Source organism: Acidovorax sp. KPB24-07 (genome assembly GCF_057543315.1).
Genome location: NZ_BAAJYS010000363.1, coordinates 1 through 3292, shown reverse-complemented (window position 1 = coordinate 3292; position 3292 = coordinate 1). Strand labels below are relative to the sequence as shown.

Below are 3292 nucleotides of genomic sequence, written 5' to 3'. Positions count from 1 at the left end.
GGCCTGCGTCGGCGCCGGCGCCACGTCGCTCACGGCCGCCTCGGGCACGGCCTCGAACAGCTTGCCGATGTCCAGCACCCGCAGCGTGCCCAGCCCGGGCACCAGGGCCAGGCCCTTGAGCAGCGGATCGCCGGGGGTGGGCGCCCGGTCGGGTTCGGCCAGATCGACCAGTTGCCGGCAGGTGTCCGCCGTGAGGCCGACCCACTGCCCCTGGCTTTCCAGCACGGCCACCCAGGGGCGCAGCGCGGCACCGGCGCGGGCCGGATCGGCGGCCACGTCCACCAGCGGCAGCTTGCGGCCCCGCAGCGTGCTGATGGCCACCGTGAGGTGGCCGGGGGGCATGTTCAGTTCGACGTGCGGCACGGGCACCACCGTGTGGATGGCGCTGGCCGGCACGGCCCACAGGTCGTCGCCCACGGCGAAGACCGCATGCCGTTCGGTGGGGACCTGGTCCGGGGCGCGTGCCGCAGGCGCCGGGTCCTTTGGCGCTGCAACGTCCTCGCACCAGACTTGGCACAGGGCCATCAGGCGGTCGACCTCGAGCACCGACAGGATCGGCGCGCCGGCCGAGGCGGGCACGACCGACTGGAACCATTCCTCCTGGCCGCCGTCGTGGTGCACGCGCACGATGGCCTGCGGATCGACGGGCTTCACGCCCAGGACCTCGTCCACCCGCAACCCGATCCGCGCCGGCCCCGCGTGCAGCACCAGCACCCGCTGTAGAGCGCCGCCCACAGGCGAGGCCTGGATGGGCAGCCAGCGCTCCAGCGACACCACCGGCACCGCCCGGCCGTCCAGGTCGATCATGCCGGTCAGGGCGCCCTGGCGGCGGGGAAGGGCCGCCAGGCCCTGCGGCGGGATGGCAAGCGCGCGCTCCACATGCACCGCCGCGATGGCGATGTGGCAGTCGCCCACGCGCACCCGCACATGCGCCTGGGCGGGGGCAGGGGCTTGGGCGTCGGCCGCCGCTGGCGTGGAGGGGCTGCCCGGCTCGGTCATGCGCCCGTGCGTCCGGAACTGGCGCCTTGCAGCTTGTCCAGCAGCACGACGACGTCCTGGGTGGACGTTTCCTGGGCCAGCATGGCGTTGCGGATCTCGCCGATGGACTGGCTGGTGCTGTCCACCGCGGCCAGGATGCGGCTGAAGGCCGCGCCCACTTCCTCGGACAGGCGCCCGCCTTCGGCCACGCGGGCCACGCTGCTGCCCACGAGCTTGGAGATTTCCTGCGCGGCGAGCGCCGACTTTTCCGCCAGCTTGCGCACCTCGTCGGCCACCACGGAAAAGCCGATGCCGTGCGGCCCGGCGCGCGCGCCTCGATGGCGGCATTGAAGGCCAGCAGATGCGTCTGGCTGGAGATTTCGCCGATGGTGGCCACGATGTCGCGGATGTCGGCGGACGACTGCTCAATGGCGGCGATGGCCTCGCGCGAGCGCGCCAGCACCTGGTGGCCCTGGCCGGCCTCGCGCTGGGTCTGGGTGGCCAGGTCGGCCGAGCGCTCGGAGTTGCGCGCCACCTGCTGGATCGAGTCCGAGATGGTGCGCAGCACGGCGCCGATGTCCCGCACCTTCTGCGACACGGCGGTTTCGCGTTCGACCTGCTCGGTCACGTTGACCGCGAACTTCACCACCTTGTACACGCGGCCTTCCACGTCGAAGATGGGGTTGTAGGTGGCCTGGATCCAGATACCGGCGTCGTGCTTGCCGATGCGCCGGTAGCGCGCGCTCTGGAACTTGCCCTCGCCCAGGTCCGCCCAGAAGTCGCGGTAGGTCTGCGTCTTCACGAAATCGGGGTCGCAGAACATGCTGTGGTGCTTGCCCCGGATCTCATCGAGCGTGTAGCCCATGGTGCGCAGGAAGTTCGGGTTGGCGGTGAGGATGCGGCCATCCACGCTGAACTCGATCACCGCCTGCGACAGGCCGATGGCATCGAGCTTGCCCTTGGTCTCCGCGGCCTGGCGCGTTTCCTCGGTGATGTCGGTGGCGAACTTCACCACCTTGTAGGGCTTGCCGGAGGAGTCGAGGATGGGGTTGTACGACGCCTGGATCCACACGTCCGAGCCGTCCTTGGCCACGCGGCGGTAGCGCCCGGCATCGAATTCGCCGCGGGCCAGCCGCTCCCACAGCCGCGCGTATTCCGCCGAGCGCACCACTTCCGGGGTGCAGAACATCCGGTGGTGCTGGCCGACGACCTCGTCCTCGGTGTAGCCGAACACCTTCAGGAAATTGGGGTTGGCGTGCAGCACCTTGCCGCGCAGATCGAACTCGATCATGGCCTGCACCCGGTTCATCGCGGCGATCTTGCCCTCGAAGTCGGCCTGGGCCTGGCGCGCCTGGGTCACGTCGGTGGCCAGCTTGACCACGCCCACCGGGCGCCCGGCACTGTCGAAGATGGGGTTGTAGGAGGCCTGCAGCCACACCGGCTCGGCGTTCCTGGTCAGGCGCTGGAACACGCCTTCGACGATCTCGCCGGCGGCCAGGCGCTCCCACATGGCGCCGTAGGCCGCGCTGGCCGCCACGTCGGGCGGGCAGAAGATGCGGTGGTGCTGCCCGACGATGTCCTCGAGGGCGTAGCCCATGCGGGCCAGGAACAGGGGGTTGGCGTGCTGGACCTTGCCGGCCAGGTCGAATTCGATGGTGCATTGCACCCGTTCCAGCGCGGCCAGCAGGCCCGTGGTGCGTGCGCGTTCCAGCTCGGACGCGGCAAGGGGTTCTGTGAAGGCGTTCATGGTCGCAAGGTCCTGGTGTGCGGCATCTAGGGGTTATCGGCCACTGCAGCCCAGGCTTGAATGCCGGGCCTGCTGGAAAACCGGCGAGGCGTAATGTGATGGTTTGAAGCCGCGCCCGCCGCCGGCGTCACAATAGACCCGCACCGCGCAGGGCCTTTGGGAATCTTGACGGCCCTGTGCGCGTCGCGCAAGCCCATGCCGGCCGAAACCGGGGTTTTTTTGCCCGCCATCGCCGCCCGGCGCGGGGGCCCGGGGTGCCGCTCCCCCCGTTTCACGCCATGGTGCGGCGCAGCCAGTCGGTGAAGGCCGCGCATTCCCAGCGGTCCATGGTGCCGGTGCGCCAGCACAGGTAGTGGGCGTGCGGGCTGGGTGCCTCGCCGGGAAAGAGCCGCACCAGGGTGCCGTTTTCCAGCCAGGGCGCGCCCAGCTTGAGCCGCACCAGCGCCACGCCCATGCCGGCCGCGGCGGCGTCGCACATCAGGCCGATGTCGTTGAACTGCGAGCCCTCGGTGGGCTCGGCCCAGTCCAGGCCGCTGGCGCCGAACCAGGTGCGCCAGGGCTCCAGCG

At 70.7% G+C, this 3292-nt stretch carries 2 protein-coding genes and 1 pseudogene; all 3 read right to left on the bottom strand.

Going from position 1 to position 3292, the window contains the following annotated elements:
* Positions 1 to 999 (bottom strand): chemotaxis protein CheW (locus AC27IQ_RS20985; protein WP_487090648.1); only part of this gene is annotated, 999 nt, incomplete at its 3' end.
* Positions 996 to 2725: pseudogene (locus tag AC27IQ_RS20980) on the bottom strand (methyl-accepting chemotaxis protein). The gene AC27IQ_RS20985 and the pseudogene AC27IQ_RS20980, both read right to left, overlap by 4 nt.
* A 271-nt stretch (positions 2726 to 2996) precedes the next feature.
* The coding region (locus AC27IQ_RS20975; protein WP_487090647.1) for a LysR substrate-binding domain-containing protein at positions 2997 to 3292 on the bottom strand (296 nt) is incomplete at its 5' end.